Source organism: Klebsiella sp. GL120222-02 (assembly GCF_003097195.1).
Taxonomy (GTDB): Bacteria; Pseudomonadota; Gammaproteobacteria; order Enterobacterales; family Enterobacteriaceae; genus Klebsiella; species Klebsiella variicola.
The window spans coordinates 109,232-132,001 of record NZ_QEQO01000008.1 but is presented as its reverse complement, the minus strand read 5'-3'; the positions used below and the strand labels follow the sequence as shown (position 1 = coordinate 132,001).

Below are 22,770 nucleotides of genomic sequence, written 5' to 3'. Positions count from 1 at the left end.
TTAATTTTTATGCAATATGTTTTCCGTGGCGCAGGGAGCGCACAGAGGGCGGCCAGTCGCCGCCGCCCTCTGTACTCCCGGGCTCTGGCCGCCAAAATCGCCACTTCGTGGTGCCTTCGACTTATCCCTGCAGGCTTCGGGTCGGGCCGAGGCAGCGTCCCTGCAAATCACGGCCCTCAGCCCGCATCCATGCGGGCTGCCCCGGCCTGCCGGGAACGTCTCAGCGATTTTGAGGCCACCAACACCGGCAGTTTCAGCCAGCATGGTGAATAAATTAAAGGCAGGCCGCACAGACCGTAGCCCGGGTAAGGCGTAGCCGCCACCCGGCTTTTTAGCGTTTAGCGTTCAGAAACTGCACCGCTTTATCCGGGAAATCGGTAAACAAGCCGTCGACGCCCGCCTGGTGATACAGCAGGTCATAGAGCTGATTAACGTTAGTGGCGTACTCCGGCAACTGATCCGCGCGCACGGTGTACGGATGCACCTGCAGATGGCTGGCATGCGCCTCTTTTACCATCGCCGTCAGCTTCACCGCGCCCGGCTTCGAGCCTTCCGCCACCAGCATATGGTAATCCGGGCCAATACCGTCGGCGTACTGCGCAATCTGCGCCATCGCACCCGGCTGGAACATCCAGTCGTAGCTGTAGTTCACCCATTTACCGTCCGCCTGTTTCTGCTGGGTTTCATTCCAGTCGGTGTAGGCGATGAGCTGCACCAGATTGAGATCCATGCCCATCTTCGGTTCCAGCTCATTTTTGATGCGTTTGAGCTCGTTGGCGTCAAAGCACTGCAGATAAACCTTATCCTGCTTGCTGGTATAGCCATATTCCTTCAGCACTTTCAGGGTACTGGCAGCAATATCTTTGCCTTCCTGATGGTGGAACCACGGCGCTTTGATTTCCGGGTAGATACCGATATTTTTACCCGTCGAATGGTTCAGCCCCTGGACAAACTCAATCTCTTCTTCAAAGGTATGAATGCGGAAATCGGATTTGCCCATCGGGAAACGCCCGGGATAGGTTTGCACGTTCTTACCATTTTTCGGCTCAAAACCTTCGGTAAACTTCAACGACTTAATCTCGGCCAGGGTAAAGTCAATAGCGTAAAAACGACCGTCTTGACGCGCCCGCTGCGGGAAACGCTGCGCAACGTCAGTCACCCGATCGAGATAGTGGTCGTGCAACACCACCAGCCGGTCGTCTTTGGTCATCACCAGATCTTGCTCAAGGTAATCCGCCCCCTGAGCGTAAGCCATCGCTTTCGCCGGCAGGGTATGTTCCGGCAGATACCCGCTGGCGCCGCGGTGGGCGATGACCATTTTCTCCGCTGCGACAGCGCTGAAGCACAGCGCCGAACTGTCCAAAATCATGCCGCTCATTAGCGCGGTGAGTTTCATGTTCATCGTCGCTCCTTAGGCTTGTTTCAGTTGTTGATGATGACGACGCTCGCCAAGCATCACGATAACCAGCAGGATAACCGCCAGCACGCTGCCGCCGATCATCACCATGAAGCCGCCGTCCCAGCCGAAGAAATCGACGGTGTAGCCGACGATGGCGCTCGCGGCTACGGAACCGCCGAGATAGCCAAACAGACCGGTGAAGCCCGCAGCGGTACCGGCGGCTTTTTTCGGCGCCAGTTCCAGCGCATGCAGACCGATCAGCATCACCGGGCCGTAGATCAGGAAGCCGATAATAATCATACAGGCCATATCGACGCCCGGATTGCCCGGCGGATTGAGCCAGTAAACGACAGTGGCGATGGTCACCAGGGTCATAAAGAACACGCCGGTCGCGCCGCGGTTGCCTTTAAACACTTTGTCCGACATCCAGCCGCACAGCAGCGTGCCCGGGATCCCCGCGTACTCATAGAGGAAGTAGGCCCAGGAGGATTTATCCAGCGCGAAGTGTTTGACCTCTTTCAGGTAGGTCGGCGACCAGTCGAGAATGCCGTAGCGCAGCAGATAAACGAAGACGTTAGCGATAGCGATGTACCACAGCAGCTTGTTCGGCAGAATGTACTGCATAAAGATCTGCTTCGCCGTCAGCTCTTCTTCGTGCTTTTCACTATAGTCATCCGGATAGTCGTTTTTATACTCTTCGATCGGCGGCAGACCGCAGGACTGCGGGGTATCGCGCATCATCGCGAAGGCAAAAATCGCCAGCAGGATCGCGCCGAAAGCCGGCATATACAGCGCCGCGTGCCAGTCGTTAAACCACGCCATCCCCAGCAGGAACAGCAGCGGCGGAATACCGCCGCCGACGTTATGCGCGCAGTTCCACACCGAGACAATCCCACCGCGCTCTTTCTGCGACCACCAGTGCACCATGGTCCGGCCGCACGGCGGCCAGCCCATCCCCTGGAACCATCCGCAAAGAAACAGCAATACGAACATGATCATGATGCTGGAAGTCGCCCACGGTACAAAGCCCATCACCAGCATCACCAGCGCGGCGAGGATCAAGCCGGCCGGCAGGAAAATGCGCGGATTCGAGCGGTCAGAGACCGAGCCCATGATGAATTTCGAAAATCCGTAGGCGATGGAGATGCCGGAAAGGGCGAAACCGAGGTCGCCACGGGAGAAGCCCTGCTCAATCAGATAAGGCATCGCCAGGGCAAAGTTCTTACGAACCAGATAGTAAGCGGCATAACCAAAAAAGATGCCAATGAAAATCTGCCAGCGTAATCGACGATACAGCGGGTCGATCTCCGCTGCTGGCAAACGCGCTTTATGCGCGGCGGGTTTAAAAATACTTAACATATCAGCCTCCGTGGCCCTTGCTGTTTTCTACTGACGTCACGACAAAATCCCAGATTAATCACCAACTTCAAATATGGTCGCGATGGTAGGCAATACGTAGAGTTGATACTGTGAAACATCGCACAATTTGTTACAGAAATATGACAAAACGTTCTAATGTGAGCACGAAATCACATAACACGCTCAAATAACGCGCGAATATGCTCGAAATCAAACAATAACCTTATGAATTGTGGCTAAATGGCGTTAAACGAAAGCAGAGGAGCTGAAGATGACGGGACGTCTTGATAGCGAGGTCATTATCATCGGCGGCGGAGCAACCGGCGCCGGTATCGCCCGCGACTGCGCCCGGCGCGGATTACGAACGCTGCTCATTGAGCGCCATGATATCGCCACCGGGGCCACCGGCCGTAATCATGGACTGCTGCACAGCGGCGCCCGCTATGCGGTGACCGACAACGAATCCGCCCGCGAATGCATCAGTGAGAACCGCATCCTGCGCCGCATCGCCCGCCACTGCATTGAACCGACCAATGGGCTGTTTATCACCCTGCCTGAAGATGACCTGGCGTATCAGCAGACTTTTATCACCGCCTGTCAGCAGGCTGGCATAGAGGCCACGCCGCTCTCGCCGCAGGACGCGCTGCGCCAGGAGCCCGCCGTCAACCCGACGCTGCTGGGCGCAGTGCAGGTCCCGGACGGCACCATCGACCCGTTTCGCCTCACCGCAGCCAATATGCTCGACGCCCGCGAACACGGCGCGCAGATCCTTACCGGCTGCGAAGTAACAGGCCTGCTGCGCCAGGGCGATCGCGTCTGCGGCGTCCAGGTATACGACCGCCAACTTCACCAGGCCCGTACGCTGTACGCCGGGGTGGTGGTTAACGCCGCCGGGATCTGGGGGCAGCGCATAGCGGAATATGCCGACCTGCGCATCACCATGTTCCCGGCGAAGGGATCGCTGTTGATCCTCGACCACCGGATTAACAACCTGGTGATCAACCGCTGCCGTAAGCCGGCCGACGCCGATATTCTGGTGCCCGGGGATACCATCTCGCTGATCGGCACCACCTCAATGCATATTCCTTATGACGACATTGACGACAACCGGGTAACGACGGCGGAAGTCGATACCCTGCTGCGCGAAGGCGAAAAGCTGGCGCCGGTCATGGGCCGCACCCGGATCCTCCGCGCCTACTCCGGCGTCCGCCCGCTGGTGGCCAGCGATAACGATCCCAGCGGGCGCAGCGTCAGCCGCGGCATCGTCCTGCTCGACCATGCCCAGCGTGACGGTATGGAAGGCTTCATTACTATCACCGGCGGCAAGCTGATGACCTATCGCCTGATGGCCGAGTGGGCCACCGACGCCGTCTGTCGTAAGCTGGGAAACACCACCCCCTGTAGCACGGCCGAGACCCCGCTGCCCGGTTCACAGGAGCCAACGGAAAGTACCCTGCAAAAAATTATCTCCCTCCCCACCCCGCTGCGCGGCTCGGCCGTCTACCGTCACGGCGATCGCACTCCGGCCTGGCTTGGCGACAGCCGCCAGCACCGTAGCCTGGTCTGCGAATGCGAAGCCGTTACCGCTGGCGAAGTGAAATACGCGGTGGAAAATCTGGCGGTCAACACCCTCCTCGACCTGCGCCGCCGCACCCGGATTGGCATGGGTACCTGCCAGGGGGAACTCTGCGCCTGCCGCGCTGCCGGACTGTTGCAGCGCTTTAACGTCACCACCCCCGCGCAGTCATTAACCCAGCTCTCGGCGTTTCTCAATGAACGCTGGAAGGGCGTTCAGCCCATCGCCTGGGGCGATGCACTGCGCGAAAGCGAATTTACCCGCTGGGTCTACCTCGGCCTGTGCGGACTGCCACAGGAGCACCAGGATGAAGTTTGATTGCGCAATTGTCGGCGGCGGGCTCGCCGGCCTGTTGTGCGGGCTGGCGCTGAATCAGTACGGCCTGCGCAGCGTCATTATCAGCCGCGGGCAGAGCGCGCTGCATTTTTCCTCCGCGTCGTTAGACCTGCTCTCGGCGCTGCCCAACGGCGATAACGTTACTGACGTCGCACAAGGTCTGCAGCAACTCGCTGAACAGCTTCCTGAACACCCTTATTCCCGGCTCGGCGCCGGGGCGGTACTCGAATACGCGACACAGACCGAAGCCCTGCTGGCCGCCTGCGGCGCGAACATGCAAGGCGAAGCGCGCCAACCTCATCTGCGGGTGACGCCGCTGGGGACGTTGCGACCGGCGTGGCTGTCGCCGGAAGAGGTTCCGCTGGCACCCTTCGCGCAGCAACACGTATGCCTGGTAGGGATTAGCGGTTTTGCTGATTTTCAGCCATATCTCGCCGCCGCCGCGCTCGATCAACACGGAGTTACCGCCGCGGCGGTGGAAATCGGGTTACCGCTGCTGGATGTGCTGCGTGACAACCCCACCGAGTTTCGCGCCGCCAATATCGCCCGCGTGCTGGATGATGAGAATCTATGGCCGGCCCTGCATGCAGAGCTGCTGCCGCTGGCGCAGCAGCATGACCTGCTGATCATGCCCGCCTGTTTTGGCCTCGCCGACGATCGCCTGTACCGCTGGCTGCAGACGCGTCTGCCCTGCCCGCTGCGTTTGCTGCCGACGCTGCCGCCTTCGGTGCCGGGGATGCGCCTGCATAGCCAGCTTCAGCGTCAGTTCATTCGCGAGGGCGGCACCTGGCTTGCTGGCGATGAAGTGGTGAAAATCAGCCATCGACAGGGCGCCGTCGAGGCCGTCTGGACGCGAAATCACGGCGATGTCGCGCTGCGTCCGCGTTTCACCGTGCTGGCCAGCGGCAGCTTTTTCAGCAACGGTCTTGTCGCCACTCGCGATAGCGTGCGCGAGCCGATCCTCGGCCTCGACCTGCAGCAGACCCTGCCACGGGAAAGCTGGTACCAGCGCGATTTCTTCGTCTCACAACCGTGGCAGCGCTTCGGCGTGAAAACCGATGCCCTGCTGCGCCCCGTGCTGGGCGGGCAGCCGTTCCATAATCTGTTCGCCATTGGCTCATTGATCGGCGGGTTCGATGCCATTCAGCTCGGCTGTGGCGGCGGCGTCTGCGCCGTCACCGCGCTGCACGCCGCCAGACAGATCCACGCCCTTGCCGGAGACCGGCCATGAACGATACCCGTTTTGAAAGCTGCATTAAGTGCACGGTCTGTACCACCACCTGCCCGGTAAGTCGGGTCAATCCACGCTATCCCGGCCCGAAACAGGCGGGGCCGGACGGCGAACGTCTGCGTCTGAAGGATGGCGCGCTGTACGACGAGGCGCTGAAGTACTGCATTAACTGCAAGCGCTGCGAGGTTGCCTGCCCGTCGGATGTGAAAATTGGCGATATCATTCAGCGCGCCCGGGCACAGTACGGCCAGCAAAAGCCGACCCTGCGCGACGCCATCCTCAGCCATACCGACCTGATGGGCACCCTTTCCACTCCCTTTGCCCCCCTGGTCAACGCCACGACCGGTTTAAAACCGGTGCGCCGCCTGCTCGACGCGGCGCTTAAAATCGACCACCGGCGCACACTACCGAAATATGGCTTCGGCACCTTCCGCCGCGCTTACCGCCAGCTCGCGGCCAGACAGGCGCAGTACCCTGAGCAGGTGGTCTTCTTTCATGGCTGCTACGTCAACTATAACCATCCGCAGCTGGGTAAGGATCTGATCCGCGTCGTCAACGCGCTGGGTACCGGCGTGCAGTTGTTATCGAAGGAAAAATGCTGCGGCGTGCCGCTGATCGCCAACGGCTTTTTCGACAAGGCGCGTAAACAGGCGCAGAGTAACGTCGCTGCGATGCGGGAAAACACGCTGCCGATCATTGCCACCTCCTCGACCTGCACCTTTACGCTACGTGATGAATACCCTCATCTCCTCGATGTCGACAACAGCGATCTTCGCGATCGGGTCGAGCTGGCCACCCGCTGGATCTGGAAACAGCTGGATGCCGGCAAGACGCTACCGCTGCGCCGGCTGCCGCTGAAGGTGGTCTATCACACCCCGTGTCATATGGAAAAGATGGGCTGGTCGCTGTATACCCTCGAGCTGCTGCGGCTGATCCCCGGCCTGCAGCTGGAGGTGCTGGATTCACAGTGCTGCGGCATCGCGGGCACCTACGGGTTTAAAACTGAGAATTATGCGGTATCCCAGGCTATCGGCGCCCCGCTGTTCCGCCAGATTGAGGAGAGCGGCGCCGACATCGTCGTGACCGACTGCGAGACCTGCAAGTGGCAGATTGAGATGTCCACCCGCAAACGCTGCGAGCATCCGCTGACGGTACTGGCGCAAGCGCTCGCCTGAGCCCAGCGCCAGCCTCCGCCATCAATAGTTAATAGCTCGCTTTCTCCTGGGCTGGGCGCAGGTGGGTTTGAACATCGCCAGCCGGCGGTCCAGCGCCTGGGTATACAGCATGGTGTCCACCCCGACGGCGACGAAGTTGGCCCCCCAGGCAAGACATTTTTCTGCCATCGCCGGGTCGACCGCCAGAAATCCGGCCGCTTTCCCCGCCGCGCGAATGCGCCGGATGCTCTGCTCGATCACCCGCTGCACGTCAGGATGGCCGGCATCGTCCGGGTGACCCAGTGAGGCGGAAAGATCCGCCGGACCGATAAACACCCCGTCAATGCCGTCCACCTCAAGAATCGCGTCCAGATTCTCCAGCGCGGTTCGGCTCTCGACCTGTATCAGCAGACAGAGTTCGTCATTCGCCTCCGCCATATAATTCTCTATCCTTCCCCAGCGCGCCGCTCTCGCCACGCCAGCGCCAACACCGCGGCTACCGATGGGCGGATAACGGGTCGCTGAGACCACCTCCCGCGCCTGCTCGGCGGTATCGACCATCGGCACCAGCAACGTTCTGGCGCCAATATCCAGCACCTGTTTTATCAGGCTGCGGTTGCCCTCGACCGGACGAATGACCGTCTGGCTGGCGTAGGGGGCAATCGCCTGAAGCTGATGATAAAGGTCCTGAATGGTGTTCGGCGCATGCTCGCCGTCGATCAGCAGCCAGTCGTATCCCGAGGTCGCGGCGATCTCGGCCATGTAGGAGGAGGTGGAGCTCAGCCACAGGCCGATTTGCGTCTCACCGCGTAATAATCCCCGTTTGAAGGGGTTAGATAACAGTGCGTTCATAGCGATTCCTTTATTCAATGCTGTACGCTGCCGCGCTGGGGTACCGCGCGGGTAAGGCTCAATGAAAAGATAATGACCACCCCGACAATGGCGACGCCGGCCAGGGTTAACAGTCCGGCGGCGCTGCTGGCGAACAAAGTTTCGGCCTGCACGCGCACGATCGGCGCCAGAAAGCCGCCGATGGCGCCAAACAGGTTAACAAAGCCAATCCCGGCGGCCAGGGCCGTGCCGGACAGCAGCTGCGTCGGCATCGTCCAGAAGACCGGCTGCACGGCAATCACCCCAACCGCCGCCACGCACAGCGCGATGATAGCCAGCACCGGCGCCACCAGTCCGGACACCGCAATCCCGACCGCCGCCGCCAGCAGTGTCAGGGCGGCAATATTGCGCCGCTCGCCGGTGCGATCGGAGTAGCGAGGGATAAGCCAGGTGCCAAACAGCGCTGCCACCCACGGGATAGCCGTCACCACCGAGGCAACGAAGCCGACTTTGGTGCCCAGCAGCGCAGCAACCTGGGTGGGCAGGAAGAAAATCAGACCATAGACCGCCACCTGAATGGTCAGATAAATCAGCGCCAGCTGCCAGACCCGCCCGTTACGCAGCGCATCGGACAGGCGCGAGGCAATCTTTTTCTCCTCCTCGCGCGCCAGCTCGCTTATCAGCGCCTGTTTCTCCTCCATGCTCAGGAAGCGGGCATGCTGCGGCGAATCGTCCAGCCAGAAGAAGGTGAACGCTCCCGCGGCGACGGCGAGCAAGCCTTCAATGACAAACATCCAGAACCAGCCGGGATGGCCCATAAACCCATGCATCTCCAGCAGCGCACCGGATAAAGGCGATCCCAGCGTCAGGGCCAGCGGCGCCCCCATATAAAACAGCCCCATAATGCTGGCGCGGTTTTGCTGGGGAAACCACTGCGAAGTGAGGTAGATCATTCCGGGAAAGAAGCCCGCCTCCGCCGCGCCCAGCAGGGTACGTACCAGCAGGAATTTCGCTTCCGTATCCGCCCACGCCATCGCCGCCGACAGCACGCCCCACAGGAGCGTGGTGCAGCCGATCCATTTTCTGGCGCCAAATTTGCGCATCAGCAGATTGGCCGGCACCCCGAGGAAGGCATAGACCACAAAGAAAATCCCCGCCCCCAGCGCGTAGGCCTCATTGCTGAGCCCGGTATCCAGTTGGTAGGTCTCTTTGGCGAAACCGATATTCGAACGGTCAAGAAACGCCAGCACGTACAGCGCCAGCATAAAGGGGATTAAGCGGGCGCGGTTTTTCTTCACCACGCTCTCCAGCAGAGTGTTGCTCATCATAATATCCTCAGGCGCGGGCCGCCGGGCGGCCCGACGCAATCAGTGTTGATAAGGACGCTTCAGGTTGCAGTCGCGATTGAGCTCGACGCCAAAGCCGGGTTTATCCAGGAGCGATTTATGAATGCGCCCTCTCTCCGGCACCGGCTCGCCGAGCAGGATCGGGTCGAACTGCGGACGCAGCGTGGCGCAGTCCGGACTGGTCATCAGAAACTCGCTGAACGGCGTGTTGGTGAAGGTGATCACCGCATGATGTGAGTACACCGACGAGCCGTGAGGCACCACCAGCTGCCCGCGCGCTTTGGCGATGGCCGCGATCTCCACCAGGGTGGTTAAGCCGCCGCACCAGCCGACGTCGGGCTGCATAATATCGATGCCGGTTTCCGACAGGGTGCGGAAGGACTGCAGTGTGCCGTGGTGCTCGCCGCTGGTCACCATCATCCCGGCCGGCGCCTGGCGCTTCAGCTCGCGATAGCCTTCATACTGCTGCGGCGGCAGGCACTCTTCGATCCACTTGAGGTTATAAGGGGCGCAGGAATGGGCAAGTTTGGTGGCATAGTTAACGTCCTGGCTCATCCAACAGTCCAGCATTAACCAGAAATCCGGGCCGCACTTTTCACGCATATCCGCCACCATGGCGACGTCTTTGCGGATCCCGGCGTCGCCATCGTGCGGCCCCCAGTGGGTGGGCATTTTGCCGCCGATAAAGCCCATCTCCTGCGCCAGGTCCGGACGCGCGCCGGTGGCATAGAACTGGATTTCGTCGCGCACCGCCCCGCCCAACAGTTTGTAGACCGGCAGGCCAACCACTTTCCCGAACAGATCCCACAGCGCCAGGTCGACACAGGAGAGGGTATTCATTACCAGGCCGCCGGATCCCGCGTAGTAAAGGGTGGCGTTAAGCATCTGGTCATGGATCAGTTTGATATCGCTGACGCATTTGCCTTCGATAAAGCGGTTGAGATGTTTTTCCACGATAAAGCAGCCCATCTCCCCGGCCGTCGACACCGCAAAGCCGGTCTGTCCGTTGTCGGCTTCCACTTCCACAATCAGCGTCCCCAGCACGTTGATGCCAAACGACTGCCGGGACTGCTCATACTCTTTATATTTGCTCATCGGGGTGGCGATATGATCGTCAATCCAGTGGTTAGCCCCCTGGTCGTGGTAATCGCCGCCGCCGGCGCCCTGCTCTGCCGTGGCGCCGCCGATGAACCAGGCGCGGACGTGTTTAATTTTCGGTAGGGTCATGATGTTCTCCTTATGATCAGGCGAGTTGTTCGAAGGGGCTTTTCCACCCCAGCAGACGGGAAATATCTTTCGCGCAGGCAATCGCCTTACCGGCCAGATAATCGCGATTGTCTTCATTGATTTGCAGACGGGTGCCCACCACCGAGATGGCGGCGGTCAGGTCGTTATTGGCGTTAAATACCGGGGCGGCCACGCAGCGCACATCCGGATAGTCCTCGCCATTATCAAAGCTCCAGCCCCGAGCGCGAATGCGCCCCAGCTCCTCCCGCAGCTGTTGAGCATCGATGATGGTCGTTGGCGTGGCCCGCTCCCACTGCAGGTCGTCGATAATCGACGCCTGAACGCTGGCGGGCTGCCAGGCCAGCAAACATTTGCCGATCCCGGAGCGATAAAGCGACAGGCTCTTGCCTTCGTGCGAACGCACGCTAATGGTGGCGGGAGACTCAATTTTAAGAATGTAGTAGGCGTTACCCTGATCGAAGATGCCCAGATGGCAAAGCAGGCCGCACTCATCCATCAGCCGGGTGAGGCGCGGACGCGCCAGCTCGCGCAGATCCATTTTGCTCAGCGCCTGCCCGGCCAGCTCCACCAGCTTGGTCCACAGGCAGTAGTTATCCTGATTATCCATACTGATGAAGCGCTGTTTTTTTAGCTCGCCCAGCAGCAGATAAACCGTGCTTTTCGGGATCCCCAGTTCGGCAATGATGGTGGCTGCGCTGCAGGGGCCAATGCGGCTGATTAAATTGAGGATCTCAATCGCGCGGGTCAGCGCCGGGACTTTTGTTGATTCCAACATACTGGACTCCAATCCTGAATACTGGAATCAGTGTTGCGATTGTGCGGGCGGTAAAGTGTGAGCGGCATCGCGGGGCAATCGTTTTCCCGTATGCTGGACGATGTAGTGCAGAATATTGCGACCTAACGCACAGATTTTTTTCAGGAGAGTACAACAGGCTGGACAACCGGCGCCCGGGAGAAGCCCGCGCGCCGGGGGAAACGACTTACAGCGAGAGGGAATCCACCACGTTAATCCAGCCATGTTCGCTGGCCAGCGGTTGACCATTCAGCCAGCGACGCAGCATGTTTAATGCCATCATGGCACAGACTTCCTGGCGTACCGCCAGGCTGTGGCGGGTGACGCTGAACTTCACCCGCAGCGCGAAGGTGCCGTCCGGGGTGGCCAGGGCCACGTTAAGATGATCGTTCTCCTGGCCGCTCACCGCCAGGGCCAGGCCGGCAAAATGGTTTATTCGCCGCTCGGCCGCCCAGCGAGCCGCCTGCGCCAGCGTCTCCTCCTGCGCCGGAACCACTTCGCTGGCCAGCAGCGGCGCGCCGGCGCGGGACAGCTGGAGCGCCAGCAGGCCGCCGGTAAACTGCTCGCTGAGCGTCAGGCTCAGCTGCCGCTCCTGCAGGCAGCGCGCAATCTGCGCCGGTAACCCTTCCGTACCTTCGAAAATCAGACTGTCGCCAGCCACCTTGCGGACTTCCGGCCACAGGGCCAGCATGGCGTCGCGCTGGTCAGCCGGTCCGGTTAGCTTGAGTTCGATAATCGGCATCGACGAACGGTAACCCATCACCACGCCAGGCGGTAACGTCAGCGGATTGAGGCTTTGCGCCAGCTCGCTCTCCGAGCGGCCAAAGGTGGTCAAACGCAGACATACCGGCGGTTCCGGCAGCGTAAAGCGCTGACGCAGACGCGGTAAAATCTCCTGCTCGACCATCACCTTAAATTCAGAAGGTACACCGGGGGTGAAAAACATCAGGCAGCGGTTGAGCTGAACGGCAAAGCCACAGGCCGTGCCGACCGGGTTATTGATCATCTCGGCGCTGGCGGGGATTTCCGCCTGCTTGCGGTTACTTTCCGCCATCGGCCGGCCGCGCTCGGCAAAGAAACGGGTCATGGTTTCCAGCCACTCCGGATGCAAAATAAGCCCTTCGCCTTTCGCGGTGGCGGCGGCCAGCGCGCTCAGATCGTCGCTGGTCGGCCCAAGGCCGCCGTTAACGATCAGCACATCCGCCTGTTCGCTGCGTTCGCGCAGAATCGCCACCAGCGCATCAAGATCGTCGCCAACGGTATGGCGGCGCGTTAACGGTAACCCCTGATTAAAAAAGAAATCCGCCAGCCATGCCGCATTGGTATCAACGATTTGACCATGCAACACTTCATCGCCAGTGGACAGCATTTCCACATTCAACATTGCTCACTCCTTGCCTGCCAGGTGGCAAATACTATAACGCAAAGCGGGATGCTGACGAGGAGGAAAATCTGGCGCGGCAAGAAGATACCGCGCCGGAGGAGATTAGAAGCTGGCGCTGGCGCCGATGTACGGGCCGTCGGCGATGGTGTTATCGCGGTTGCCATCTTTGCCCGCCAGGTTCAGATAGCGATAGCCTGCCTGGATGCTGAGCGGACGCATGATGGTCCAGCTGGCGCCGACGTTGGCTTCCTGATAGCTGTCAATGCCGCTGGAGAGGGAATCCGGCGAGTAGTAGTAGTCGCCGTACAGGCGGAAGCTGTCGCCGATTTTCCACTGCAGGCCGCCGCCGACCGCTGCCGCATAACCTTCATCGCCCTGTTTCGGGTTGGTGTATACGCCTTTACCGCCCACGGTCGCGAGGAACGGCCCCAGCGGAATATTGAGCCCCAGGCCTAAACCCGCGGCGTCGCCGTCGTTATCGCTATGCAGCCAGTTACCGGAAACGGCCAGGCCGGTAGACTCCGTGCCAAACCCGACGCCAAGATTGGTGTAATGCTCGCCTGCTTCACCGGTAACGCTGATCGCATGGGCCGCGGAAGAAACCAGCATGACGCCAGCCAGCGCCATAAAAATGCTTTTTTTCATTATTTACTCTATCCAGAAAATTAAAATCAAAGAAGTCCCGAAAAAACCTGAAAATTCTACTGCGCACCCGTCAGGAATCAATGACCTGGCGAAATGAATTTTCACAAGAGTGTAACCAGTTGCGTTTTTTTATGGCATCGGGCGTTGTCGGAATAACGAACCGCCCGTTCAGCGCCATGAATATTCATGTTTATTATGATTAACGCTGACACATTGACGAAAACAGAGAACTGACGCCGCACGATCGGCGCGGCGCGGGTGGATAAGGGAATAATTAATGCTGCAGCCGGGCCAGACATTCCGGGGCGAGGCCGGTCAGTTTCGCCACCAGGGACAGGTCAAGCCCGTTAGCGAGCATCGCCCGGGCGATACGCTCCGCGGTCTGCTGCTCACCTTGCTCCAGACCTTGTTGCAGACCTTGCTTTAACCCTTGCTGATGGCCGCGTTGTTCCAGAAACTGGGCAATATTCATGAGCGTCTCCTTGTGCGACCGCCGGGGAACGCTTTGCGCAAGATGGCGCAAAAAAGCGACCGGATCGGCGGCATTTCCTGCCTGTAACAGATAATGCAGCAGCGTCTTTAGCTGCCTGCGGCTAGTGTATCCCAGTGCTAACAGGCTGACCAGCTGCTCGTGCAGGTCCATCATGTCGCGCTGGCGGATATGCTTCTGCAGCAGCTCCAGCATCGCCACGCGCCGGTGGCGCATGATTTTATCATCCGGGGTGGTGGTGATATCGATTAAGGGAAAATCATCACCATAGATCCGCCGCGCAACGTCCGGATCGGCAAAGCCTGCCAGCCAGCACATCGGGTACGGCCAGGGCGAAACGCGGCCATGATAAAACAGCAGGGGGATAACGAGCGGCAGCTGCGTATGCCCCTTATCCAGATGACGTTGCATCGCGGCGATGGCATAGCGCATCAGGCGAAAGGCCATATGGCGGTCCGCCGAGCTTTGGTGCTCAATCAACAGATAGATATAGCCCTCCCCCGCCTGCGTTTGCAGCGAGTAAAGGATATCGGAATGACTCGCTCGTAGCTCATCGTCTATAAAGCTCCCTGATTCCAGTTGCAGCGTATTCAGATTGCATAACGCGCGCAGCGGTGCGGGGAGATGAATGTCAAGGAAGTCCTTTGCCGTCGCCCGGTGCGACAACAGGTGTTTAAATACGGCGTCATGCGGGGAATGGGGCGCCCTGTCCATGGCGAAACTCCATGCGATTATTTTCACCTAACTTAACACTCAACAGGGCCAGGGCCGCATTTCGCTTGCGGTTTACCGAGGCGGCTCGCAAACTATTTCATCGGCATACCGCCCCCTGTGAAGGAGAAAAACCGTGCGCCAAAGGACGATTGTTTGCCCGCTTATCCAGAATGAAGGTCAGTATCTGCTCTGCAAAATGGCCGCCGACCGCGGTGTTTTTCCCGGGCAATGGGCCTTATCCGGCGGCGGCGTGGAGCCAGGGGAGCGTATTGAAGAGGCGCTGCGGCGGGAAATACGCGAAGAGCTTGGCGAAAAACTCATCCTTACCCATATCGCGCCGTGGAGCTTTCGCGATGATACCCGCGTCAAAACTTACCCGGATGGTCGGCAGGAAACGATCTATATGATCTACCTGATCTTCGACTGCGTCAGCGCCAATCGCGACGTGACGATCAACGAGGAGTTTGACAATTACGCCTGGGTCAAAGCCGACGATCTCAAAAACTACGATCTCAATGCCGCCACCCGCGTTACGCTCAGCCAGAAAGGGCTACTTTAGTCCAGCATACCGCGTTCAACCCACCCGGCGTTATGTCGCGGGATATGGCGGGTGGCTACGATACGGTCGCATACGTCTGCTGTCTGGCCCATTCGCGCAGCGCCTGACGGGAAATCTTAATCCCACCGTTCTTTAACGTGTCCGGCAGCCGTAGCCACTGTACTGGCTGCTGGAAGCGCGCTAACCGCTCAGCGCTCCATGTCGCCAGCGCGCTCAACTCGCAGCCGTCATCGCATTCCACCACCGCGACCGGGCGTTGACCATATTCGACATCATCCAGCGGTACAATAAACACCTGTTGTACCGCTGGATATGCGAGTATCACGCGCTCGACCTCTTCCGGTTGAATACCTTCGCCGCCGCTAAAAAAAAGATTATCCAGTCGCCCAACAACCGTCAGCCGACCATTGTGTAATTCCCCGCGATCGCGTGTCGCAAACCAGCCTTCATCATTGGTTAATGGCAATAACTGACCGTCGCGCCAGTAACCCGCCGCCATACTCGACGCCCGCAGCCAGATCTCGCCGGCGACAATTTTCACCTCCCGCCCCGGCAGCGGTTCGCCCACATCCGCCGCGCCGTCGGCCGCTTTGGCACAGACCGTGGAAGCGAACTCGGTGAGGCCGTAGCCGCAGAAACTGCGTATTCCCTGCGCGAGTGCACGCTCAGTCAATTCGACCGGGATCGCTGCGCCGCCGAGCAGCACCGCCTTGAGGGAATGCGCAGCATCATCATTCAGCAGGCGCCACAGCTGAGTCGGCACCAGCGAAGCATGGGTACAGCCCTGCAGCATCTGCGCCAGCGGTTGCTTGTCGCGCACCGTCATTCGCGCGCCGGCCAGCAGCCAGCGCCAGATGATCCCCTGCCCGGAGACATGAAACAACGGCAGCGACAGCAGCCAGTCGTCTTCTGCGGCAAACGGCATCAGCGCCAGCACGCCAGCGGCGCTGGCCAGATGGGCGCTGGCGCTATGTACCGCCGCTTTCGGCAGGCCGGTTGAGCCGGAGGTTAACGTCATCGACACCAGCCGTTCGCCATGCCAGCAAACGGCATGGACGCCTTCGGCCGCCTGCAGAGTTAACGCCGGTAAATCCCCCGGCTGCGCAGCACCATTCAGCACCAGTTGATGCTGGACGGTTAACGCAGGCAGCAGTTCCTGCAGCAACACCGCCGGCAGTTGCGGATTCAGCGGCAGCACCCGCGCCCCGCACTGCAGCAATGCCAGCCAGGCGAGTAGCGTCTCCGGCTGGTTGTAGGCCCGGAGCGCCACGCCCTGACCTTCCATAACGCCCTGCGCGGCAAAGCCGGCCGCCAGCGCGTCAACCCGAGCGCATAGCTCACGCCAGGTCAGCAGCCGATCGTTCAGGCGTAACGCCTGCGCCTCACCGCGTAACTGGCGCCAGTGGCGCCAGGGCCAGTCGGAAAACATCACAGCAGCGGCTCCAGCGCATCAATGTTGATCATCGGCAGCGTACTTTCCGGCCACGGCCGTACCAGTTGGGCGCTCATCAGCGCCAGCGTATCGAGTCCGGGGATGGTCTGCGGCGTCAGCCAGGCGGCAACCCGCGCCAGCTGGGTTAACCCGAGGCTGGACTCGATTGACGAGCTAATCACCGCGCTAAGCCCCAGGGCGTGTGCCGCGGCGACCTGTTGCTGAACCTTTTGCACACTGCCGGTCAGCGTCGGTTTGATCACCACCGCGCGCACGCCGGGCTCCGCGACAAAGCGGAAATCCGCCTCGCGCAGGCTTTCATCCCAGGCGATAGCGATCCCCGTCTCGCGGCTAAAGGCCCGCGAGTCCTCCCGCGTTTTGCAGGGCTCCTCAAGAAACGCAATGCGCTGGCGATACGCGGGATTGACGTATTTGGCGAACTGCTGCGCTTTAAGCGGCGTCCACGCCCGGTTGGCATCCAGCCGCAGCTGGAGATCGGGGATGGCTTCCAGTAGCAGATTAACCACCATGCCGTCGCGGACCGCCTCCCACAGCCCCACTTTCACCTTAGCGACTTTCTCGCCGGGCATCGCCGCCAGTTTGGCGAACAGCTCATCCGGATCGCCGGAACAGAGCGGCGCCGCGCGATAATCCGCTGCCTGCGGTAGTTCGCCGTAAAGTTCCGCCTGCGCGCAGCTAATACCAAAAGCGACAGAAGGCAGTGTGGGAAGCGGCGGTTCCGCGCCGTCGCGCCAGGCCTGCGCCCACGCCAGCAGCGCCGTTTGCGCGTCTTCCAGCGTCTCGTCACTGAATCCCGGTAGGGGAGAAATTTCCCCCCAGCCTTCGCGTTCATCCTCCTGCAGGCGGATGAACAGCCCGTCGCGGGTTTTTAACCGCCGGTCGCGCAGAACCACGCCCGCGTCCATTGGTATCTGCCAGCGGTAAACCTGCGAAACGCGCATTATGGATTCCGTTTAAATTTGCTGAAGTCCGGCTGACGTTTCTGGTTGAAGGCATTGCGGCCTTCCTGCCCTTCTTCCGTCATGTAGAACAGCATGGTGGCGTTGCCCGCCAGCTCCTGCAGACCGGCCTGGCCGTCGCAGTCGGCGTTCAGCGCCGCTTTCAGGCAGCGCAGCGCCATTGGGCTGTTTTGCAGCATTTCACGGCACCAGCGCACGGTCTCTTTTTCCAGCTCCGCCAGCGGAACTACGGTATTCACCAGCCCCATGTCCAGCGCCTGCTGGGCGTCATACTGACGGCACAGGAACCAGATTTCGCGCGCCTTTTTCTGCCCGACGATACGCGCCATATAGGAGGCGCCCCAGCCGCCATCAAAGGAGCCGACTTTTGGCCCGGTCTGGCCGAAGATGGCATTGTCCGCCGCGATGGTCAGATCGCACATCATATGCAGCACGTGGCCGCCGCCGATAGAGTAGCCGGCTACCATCGCCACCACCGGTTTCGGGCAGGTGCGGATCTGGCGCTGGAAGTCGAGCACGTTAAGGTGGTGAACGCCGGAGTCGTCCTGATAGCCGCCGTAGTCGCCGCGAACTTTCTGGTCGCCGCCGGCGCAGAAGGCTTTCTCACCTTCACCGGTCAGGACAATCACCCCGATATTGTCGTCATAGCGGGCATCCGCCAGCGCCTGAATCATCTCTTTGACGGTCAGCGGGCGGAAGGCGTTGCGTACCTGTGGGCGGTTGATGGTGATTTTGGCAATGCCGTCGGCCGATTTGTGATAGCGAATATCGGTATAGCCTTCGGAACAATCGTGCCATTCCACAGGGGCATAGAGCATTGCTTCATCAAGAGAGATCATAGAATGTCCTTCAGTTAACTTGCCAGAATCTGCGCCAGACAAGCAATCACCGCGGCGGGGTTGTCCCGGTGCGCGTTGTGTCCGGCATGGTGAATGATATGGGTATCGGCAGCGAGCGCTTGCGCGATGGCGCGAAACTTCGCGTCGCGTTCGCCACACAGGTAGTGAAAAGGAAAATCGCGCGCCTGCAGAGGCGCGCGCAGATCGGCCTGCCCGGCAAGGGAGGTTGCCTGCAGCATCGCCGCCAGCGTGGCGCCGTTATTGCGGCTACGTAAGGCGACCAATGACTCGCGCTGCGCGGCATCCAGTGAGGCAAAAACCGGCTGCTGATACCAGTCGGCAAAGACCTGCGCCAACGGATCGCGGCGAAAACGTTCTGCCCAGGCGCGGTCATTGCTGCGCCGCGCCTGCCGCGCTTCTGCATCCTGCAGGCCAGGATGGCCGCCTTCAACGATCAGGCCGCGCAGGCCCGCACGCGGCTGACAGGCGAAGTTCATCGCCACCCGGCCGCCCAGTGAGTAGCCAATCAGCCAGTAGTTAAGGATGTTGTAACTATTTAGCGTAGCCTGCAGTAATTCGCTGACCCCGGCAAAGCCATCGACCGCGATATCCGCCGAGCCACCGTGCCCCGGCAGATCGAGATACAGCCGCGGCCAGGCGGGAAAAGCGTCGCCCACTTCACGCCACTCGTCGCGGTCGCCGGAAAACCCGTGCAGAAACACCAGCCAGGGATAACCTGACTGGCCGTTGTCGACCGCGGCGCTGAGGGTCACAGGCGGCTTACCTGCGCCAGCAGCTGCTGGAGAGTCTGCGTGCCGTCAGTCTCGTTGACCGCGAGCTCAATCACCGTCGCCCCCGCCCTGCGCCAGGCACCCGCCAGCCCCTCATCCAGCGACTGCCAGTCATCGGGACGATGATAGGCCAGGCCGAACATCGCCGCCGCGTGGCTGAAATCCACGTCCTGCGGCATTAAATAGAACTGGCGGCGCTCGTCCTGCGGTGTCGGCAGCATAGAGAAAATCTGTCCGCCGTTGTTATTTACCACGATCAGCACCAGCGGCGCCGACGCCTGGCGCAGCAGGGCCAGCGAGTTAAGATCGTATAAGGCCGACAGATCGCCGACGATCGCCAGCGTCGGCCGCGCACTGGCGCGCTGCACGCCGGCGGCGGTGGCGATTAAACCATCAATCCCGCTGGCGCCGCGGTTGCTGTAAACCGGATACCCGGCCGGTAGCTGCGCCAGGGCGTCGATCAGGCGCACCACCAGACTGTTACCGACAAACAGTTGCCCCTGCTCCGGCAGATAGCGCCGAATACGCTGCGCCAGCTGCGCTTCGCCAAAAGGCTCATTGCTGGCAACCGCCGCCTGCCACGCCTGCCCGGCAAGCTGTGGAATCACCGTCGCCCACGGCTGACGTTTTTCCGCCGGATGCAGCTCAAGCCAGCGCTCAACGCTGGCGAGCAGACGGCGGCCGCGGTGCTGCGCCGGGTCGAGGCGGCCTGGCAGATTATCCACCAGCCAGTATTCATCCGGCTCGCAGGTCGCCTGCCACTGGAGGACGCGTTTGCCGGTCAGGCTGCTGCCGAGCTGCACCACGATCTGCGCCTGCGCCAGTTCGCTGACCGCTTTACCGTTGCCCAGCCACAGGTCGGCGCACGGCAGCGGCTGCCCGGTCTGCGACAGGACATCGCCGATCAGCGGCCAGCCGAGAGTTTGCGCCCACTCAGCCACTTTTTTCCCTTCCGCGGCGCTCATTCTCCCCGCCACGACGACGCCGCGTTTTTGCCGCCAGAAGAACCAGTCGCGCTGCTTCTCGCTCTCTAACTGCAGCGCCTGACGCAGCCAGGGTTTATCGCTCTGCCACCAGTTGCCGAGCTGCTGCTGCCACTCCACGCCGGTCTCATCCATATCGCCATACAGCGGTTCGGCGAACGGACAGTTGATATGCACCCCGCCGGCGTGCAGCGCCCCCAGCGCCTGGTCGATGGTTGAGACCAGCCAGCGGGCAGGAATATCCTGCGAGGGACGCGGCAGAGAAATCGTCTGCGACGGATGGGAGGCAAACATTCCGGGCTGGCGGATCGCCTGGTTCGCGCCGCAGTCGATCAGCTCCGGTGGACGGTCGGCGGTCAACAGGATCAGCTTTTCGCCGGTGAGGCCCGCCTCAATCAGCGCCGGATAGAGGTTTGCGGTGGCGGTCCCGGAGGTGACTATCACCGCCACCGGCTGCCGGCTGGCCTTCGCCAGGCCGAGCGCCAGGTGGCCGAGGCCGCGTTCGTCGAAATGGGTATGATGTATAAAGGCGCGGTTTTCCGCCGCCGCCAGGGTTAAGGGTGTCGAGCGCGAACCCGGCGCGATGCAGATATGCTGCACGCCATGGCGCGTTAAAGCTTCCAGGATCACCGCCGCCCAGCGTCGGTTAAATGCGCTTACTGACATGAAATTGTCCGGTATCAAATATTGATGCTAAGTATAGATAAGGCAAAGTGACGACGTTTTGATATGCATCGTCATTCCCGCCTTATGGACACAGCAGCGAGCGCAGCCCGGCCGCTTTGTTGTCAATCTCCTGCCACTCCTGCTGCGCATCGGAGCCGCTGACGATCCCCGCTCCGGCATACAACCGCAGGGTGTCGTGGTCCACTTTCGCCGAACGCAGCGCCACGCAAAACTCGCTTTGCGCCAGCGACAGATAGCCGGCGGACCCGGCATACCATTCGCGGGCAAAGGGTTCATGGCGCTGAATGAATGCCAGCGCCGCCCGACGCGGCAGGCCGGCCACTGCGGCGGTGGGCTGCAGCTGCAGCAGACAGCGGCTGTCGTCAGGCGCCGCCAGCTCGGTCCAGATGCAGCGCCTGAGATGCTGCACCTTACGCAGCCTCACCACCTGCGGCGGCAGGACGTCCAGCGTCGAGGCCTCACTCTGCAGACGCTGGCAAATATCTTCCACCACCAGCATATTTTCCCGCTGGTTTTTGTCGTCTTTCATCAACCAGTCGGCCAGTTGCTGCGCCTTCGCGTCTTCCGGAAGGTTCGCGACGGTCCCCGCCAGCGCTTCGGTGCGCAGCAGCGCGCCGCGCCGGCGCCACAGCCGTTCCGGCGTGGAGCCGAAAAATGCCTGCCGGGCATTAAACGCCATCAGGAAATGAAAACAGTTAAGATTGCTGCGGCGGCTGGCCGCCATGATGCTCACGGCGTCCAGCGGCGCGGCAAACTGCAGGTCGGTTGCCCGCGCCAGTACCACTTTATCCATTTCACCGGCGCTAATCGCCTTAGTCGCCCGCGCAATCATTGCCTGCCATTGAGAATAGTCGGATGAGTGGCGCTCGCTCAGTAGCGGCGGGATAGCGCCAGGGGTCGCCTGAGTGGTGGTCAGACTGGCGAGAAACGCGCGGGCCGTCGCGGCATCCTCACGCAGGGAGATATCACTATGCAGCACCAGCCGCAGCACGGCCCTGCCGCCGCACCGGCGCCACTCCAGACGCGGCAGCACCAGGCTGCCCTGCTGCGGTTCAAACGCGTTCAGGCCGCAGATACGCAGATCCTGCCGCCCGGTCTGGCATAAAAAGCGGTTCGCCGCGTCGAGCGAGGAAAAGGTTTTTACCGCCCCCAGCGCCGCCAGTTCCTCATCGCCATTGCGCTGCTGCCAGTAAAACTGCGGCCATTGCGCCTGCTGGCCGCACCATAGTAGCGGATCGAAGGCATCATTCAGCGGAAAGGCAATATCGATAATTCGCGTGCCGGGCGAGTCTGGAAAAGACTCACCCAGGCCGTCTTGCAAACGGGCCAGCGCAGTGGAAACAGACAGCACGCAAACCTCCACGGTAGTAAAACCCCACATTATAAGGGGTTCGACGGCGGAATAGCAGTACCCATGACGAGGGAGCGGGTTTTATCTTACCCGCTCGCCGGGCCAAAGCAGCGTGTGGACGAGGGTGCAGAGGGGTCAGATAGCGCGCTTTTCTCGCGCCATGCCAATGTGGGGGATGCCATCCTCATCATAGACCTCGGTCACCGGCGTAAAACCGAAGTGGGCGTAAAAGGATTGCAGGTGCGCCTGCGCCCCGAGGTAAATTGCCTTTTGCGGCCAGTACTGCTGACAACTGGCCAGCGCCTGCTCCATCAGCTGATAGCCGAGCTTCTCACCGCGGGCGGCGGGGCTAACGATAACCCGGCCAATCACCACCGGCGCAAACTCCTCTTCGCTTTTGAGGATCCGCGCGTAGGCCAGCAGTTCGCCATCGCGCCAGCCGAGCAGATGGCGATTTTCACCGACCAAATCATCGCCGTCGACATCCTGATAGACGCACTGCTGCTCCACGACAAAGACTTCACTGCGCAATTTCAGCAGCGCATATAGCTGGGGAACGGTGAGTTCACTATGGTGGAGATCCTGCCAGGTCATCATCTGTAGCTCCTTATTGATATACTGATACTTTGCGACTCGCCCTGA

At 60.7% G+C, this 22,770-nt stretch carries 20 protein-coding genes; 4 read left to right on the top strand and 16 right to left on the bottom strand.

Annotated elements, in window-relative coordinates:
- Positions 1–331: 331 nt before the first annotated feature.
- Together glpQ and glpT are read right to left on the bottom strand one after the other, a co-directional pair.
- Positions 332–1,402, bottom strand: coding sequence for a glycerophosphodiester phosphodiesterase (gene glpQ, locus N438_RS21720; RefSeq protein ID WP_116696505.1), 1,071 nt, complete (start codon positions 1,400–1,402; stop codon positions 332–334).
- A gap of 9 nt (positions 1,403–1,411) precedes the next feature.
- Entirely contained in the window at positions 1,412–2,758 is a 1,347-nt protein-coding gene (glpT, locus tag N438_RS21715; RefSeq protein WP_002913019.1) for a glycerol-3-phosphate transporter, read from the bottom strand.
- A gap of 271 nt (positions 2,759–3,029) precedes the next feature.
- On the opposite strand from glpT, the gene glpA reads away from it, so the two are divergent.
- Genes glpA through glpC form a run of 3 tightly spaced genes read left to right on the top strand, consistent with a single transcriptional unit; the run spans position 3,030 to position 7,076 of the window.
- Entirely contained in the window at positions 3,030–4,652 is a 1,623-nt protein-coding gene (glpA, locus tag N438_RS21710; RefSeq protein ID WP_064144532.1) for an anaerobic glycerol-3-phosphate dehydrogenase subunit A, read from the top strand.
- Complete coding sequence (glpB, locus tag N438_RS21705; protein ID WP_116696504.1) at positions 4,642–5,901, top strand: glycerol-3-phosphate dehydrogenase subunit GlpB; 1,260 nt, start codon at positions 4,642–4,644, stop codon at positions 5,899–5,901. The genes glpA and glpB overlap by 11 nt, the downstream gene beginning before the upstream one ends.
- Positions 5,898–7,076 (top strand): anaerobic glycerol-3-phosphate dehydrogenase subunit GlpC, encoded by a 1,179-nt coding sequence (gene glpC, locus N438_RS21700; RefSeq protein WP_008803967.1) that lies wholly within the window; start codon positions 5,898–5,900, stop codon positions 7,074–7,076. Before glpB ends, glpC begins: the two co-directional genes overlap by 4 nt.
- A 21-nt stretch (positions 7,077–7,097) precedes the next feature.
- On the opposite strand, the gene yfaU is transcribed toward glpC, so the two are convergent.
- The 7 genes from yfaU to N438_RS21660 form a co-directional block, all read right to left on the bottom strand.
- Positions 7,098–7,907: a 2-keto-3-deoxy-L-rhamnonate aldolase gene (gene yfaU, locus N438_RS21695; protein ID WP_116696503.1), complete on the bottom strand. Its 810-nt coding sequence runs from the start codon at positions 7,905–7,907 to the stop codon at positions 7,098–7,100.
- 14 nt (positions 7,908–7,921) lie between these two features.
- Positions 7,922–9,211 (bottom strand): MFS transporter, encoded by a 1,290-nt coding sequence (locus tag N438_RS21690; RefSeq protein ID WP_032755037.1) that lies wholly within the window; start codon positions 9,209–9,211, stop codon positions 7,922–7,924.
- A gap of 42 nt (positions 9,212–9,253) precedes the next feature.
- On the bottom strand, positions 9,254–10,459 hold the full coding sequence (gene rhmD, locus N438_RS21685) for an L-rhamnonate dehydratase (protein ID WP_116696502.1): 1,206 nt from the start codon (positions 10,457–10,459) through the stop codon (positions 9,254–9,256).
- 16 nt (positions 10,460–10,475) lie between these two features.
- Positions 10,476–11,255, bottom strand: coding sequence for an IclR family transcriptional regulator (locus tag N438_RS21680; RefSeq protein WP_116696501.1), 780 nt, complete (start codon positions 11,253–11,255; stop codon positions 10,476–10,478).
- Between the two features lie 205 nt (positions 11,256–11,460).
- Positions 11,461–12,657, bottom strand: coding sequence for a nicotinamide mononucleotide deamidase-related protein YfaY (locus N438_RS21675; RefSeq protein ID WP_008803962.1), 1,197 nt, complete (start codon positions 12,655–12,657; stop codon positions 11,461–11,463).
- Positions 12,658–12,759: 102 nt separating this feature from the next.
- Positions 12,760–13,302 carry a YfaZ family outer membrane protein gene (locus tag N438_RS21670; protein ID WP_004201712.1) on the bottom strand — a complete coding sequence of 181 codons (543 nt, stop codon included), beginning with the start codon at positions 13,300–13,302 and terminating at the stop codon, positions 12,760–12,762.
- Positions 13,303–13,576: 274 nt separating this feature from the next.
- Positions 13,577–14,506 (bottom strand): Rpn family recombination-promoting nuclease/putative transposase, encoded by a 930-nt coding sequence (locus tag N438_RS21660; protein ID WP_116696500.1) that lies wholly within the window; start codon positions 14,504–14,506, stop codon positions 13,577–13,579.
- 133 nt (positions 14,507–14,639) lie between these two features.
- Between N438_RS21660 and nudI the strand changes: the two genes are divergently transcribed.
- Entirely contained in the window at positions 14,640–15,065 is a 426-nt protein-coding gene (gene nudI / locus N438_RS21655; RefSeq protein ID WP_016161584.1) for a nucleoside triphosphatase NudI, read from the top strand.
- 55 nt (positions 15,066–15,120) lie between these two features.
- Here nudI and menE read toward each other — a convergent pair whose 3' ends face one another.
- The 7 genes from menE to N438_RS21620 all read right to left on the bottom strand — a co-directional run bounded on the left by menE (position 15,121) and on the right by N438_RS21620 (position 22,725).
- Positions 15,121–16,497, bottom strand: a complete 1,377-nt coding sequence (gene menE, locus N438_RS21650; RefSeq protein WP_116696499.1) for an o-succinylbenzoate--CoA ligase — start codon at positions 16,495–16,497, stop codon at positions 15,121–15,123.
- Positions 16,494–17,459, bottom strand: coding sequence for an o-succinylbenzoate synthase (gene menC, locus N438_RS21645; RefSeq protein ID WP_060619760.1), 966 nt, complete (start codon positions 17,457–17,459; stop codon positions 16,494–16,496). Before menC ends, menE begins: the two co-directional genes overlap by 4 nt.
- Positions 17,459–18,316, bottom strand: coding sequence for a 1,4-dihydroxy-2-naphthoyl-CoA synthase (gene menB / locus N438_RS21640; protein WP_008803957.1), 858 nt, complete (start codon positions 18,314–18,316; stop codon positions 17,459–17,461). The genes menC and menB overlap by 1 nt, the downstream gene beginning before the upstream one ends.
- 14 nt (positions 18,317–18,330) lie before the next feature.
- Positions 18,331–19,089 (bottom strand): 2-succinyl-6-hydroxy-2,4-cyclohexadiene-1-carboxylate synthase, encoded by a 759-nt coding sequence (menH, locus tag N438_RS21635; protein WP_116696498.1) that lies wholly within the window; start codon positions 19,087–19,089, stop codon positions 18,331–18,333.
- A complete protein-coding gene (gene menD, locus N438_RS21630) occupies positions 19,086–20,756 on the bottom strand; it encodes a 2-succinyl-5-enolpyruvyl-6-hydroxy-3-cyclohexene-1-carboxylic-acid synthase (protein ID WP_048331061.1) in 1,671 nt (556 codons plus the stop codon). Before menD ends, menH begins: the two co-directional genes overlap by 4 nt.
- An 82-nt stretch (positions 20,757–20,838) precedes the next feature.
- A complete protein-coding gene (gene menF / locus N438_RS21625; RefSeq protein WP_048331062.1) occupies positions 20,839–22,128 on the bottom strand; it encodes an isochorismate synthase MenF in 1,290 nt (429 codons plus the stop codon).
- 135 nt (positions 22,129–22,263) lie between these two features.
- On the bottom strand, positions 22,264–22,725 hold the full coding sequence (locus N438_RS21620; protein WP_094284936.1) for a GNAT family N-acetyltransferase: 462 nt from the start codon (positions 22,723–22,725) through the stop codon (positions 22,264–22,266).
- Positions 22,726–22,770 lie beyond the last annotated feature (45 nt).